This is a genomic window from uncultured Sutterella sp., from assembly GCF_937923675.1.
Taxonomy (GTDB): Bacteria; Pseudomonadota; Gammaproteobacteria; order Burkholderiales; family Burkholderiaceae_F; genus Sutterella.
This window is the reverse complement of sequence record NZ_CALDXB010000051.1, coordinates 1-1,317: the sequence shown is the minus strand read 5'-3', so window position 1 is coordinate 1,317 and position 1,317 is coordinate 1. Positions and strand designations below refer to the sequence as shown.

Annotated in this window: 1 protein-coding gene; it reads right to left on the bottom strand. The window is 58.7% G+C overall.

Annotated features, from left to right (window positions below; all coding sequences use genetic code 11):
- Positions 1-50: 50 nt before the first annotated feature.
- Positions 51-1,220 (bottom strand): MFS transporter, encoded by a 1,170-nt coding sequence (locus Q0106_RS06210; protein ID WP_297610370.1) that lies wholly within the window; start codon positions 1,218-1,220, stop codon positions 51-53.
- Positions 1,221-1,317 lie beyond the last annotated feature (97 nt).

Below are 1,317 nucleotides of genomic sequence, written 5' to 3'. Positions count from 1 at the left end.
ATAGCAATAAAGCTGAAAATCATGCTACATACGTACGCCGGTAGACCAATTTAGACTGTAAAGACGGCAAGTCCGAAGAGCGATGCGCCTGCACCGATTACGGAACCGATGGCGCCCGCGATGACGGGGAATGCGGATTTTCCCGAATTGATGAGCATTAGGCGGAAGCCGATCGCTTCGCCGATCCGGTTTCCGGGCGCAAAGCGGTAGACGAGCGACATCATGTTGGGAAGCGATGCGCCGAGCCCGAGGCCGAGAAGAAACGCCGCGCACATGAGGGGAAAGAGCGTATTGAAGAAGGGAAAGAGCGCAAAGGCGACCGCGCTCACGAGAAGCGTCATTGCGATGAGATGCCATTCCTCAAGAACCTTGAGGAGCATGGGCATCAGGAGCCGCACCACGAAAGTCGCGCACGCGAAGCTTCCGAGCACCCACCCGATTTCAGAAGGGGCAAGCCCGGCTTCATTGGCATAGACCGGGATGAGGAGGTTCCCCACTTCCCATGCAACGGAAATGACGACGGAGGCGAGAAGCACGGCGCGCATCGGCGGGTCGCGGAAAAAGTCGAGAGACGACCCCGTGCTTTTCTCTCCTTCCGTCTTTTTGGCGCGCGTTCTGTCGCGCTTGACGAGGAGCCCCTTCATGAAGGGAAGGCTCAGAATCGTGGCGAGGATGACGGGTGCGATGAGGCACCAGATGTAGAAGGCGCTGAATGAGAAGTGTTCGATCACATACCCGGCAGCGACCGGCGTGGCGAGATTGCTCGATGCCGTAACGAGGGAGAGCGCCGTGAATGCGGTTTGCCGGTCGCCGGGCCGGCAGACGTCGCCTGTGAGTCGCTGCGTCACCGTATTCATCAGCATGAAGGCAAGGCCTGTGAGCAGACAGGCAATGAAGAGCGAGAAAATTCCAAAGAGAGCGTTCGGGAGAAAAAGTGCGGCAAGCCCGGATCCGGCGGCGGCAAAAAGAGCGGCGTGAATGGGTGCGCGGGGGCCGGCATCGTCGAGCCAGCGCCCCACCTTGACCGCAAAGAAGGCCGGAAAAAGCGAGATGCAGGCGAGCATGGCGCCGGTTTCAAAGGGACCGGCTCCTCGCGAGAGCGCATCGAGCGTTGCCGTAAAGCGCATGCCCGTCGCGCATGAGTGGAGCGAGAGCGGAATGAGAAGAACCTTGAGGAGCGGCAGCCAGCGCTCGGAAAAAGGAAGATGGGCGTTCGGCAAAGCAGGGTGCAGGTATCGAGGGTCGAAAAAAGAATGCTTTTTGTAAGGATCCCATCGGTCGGTTTCCAAAAATATGACCGACCTTGAAAATGAAGGC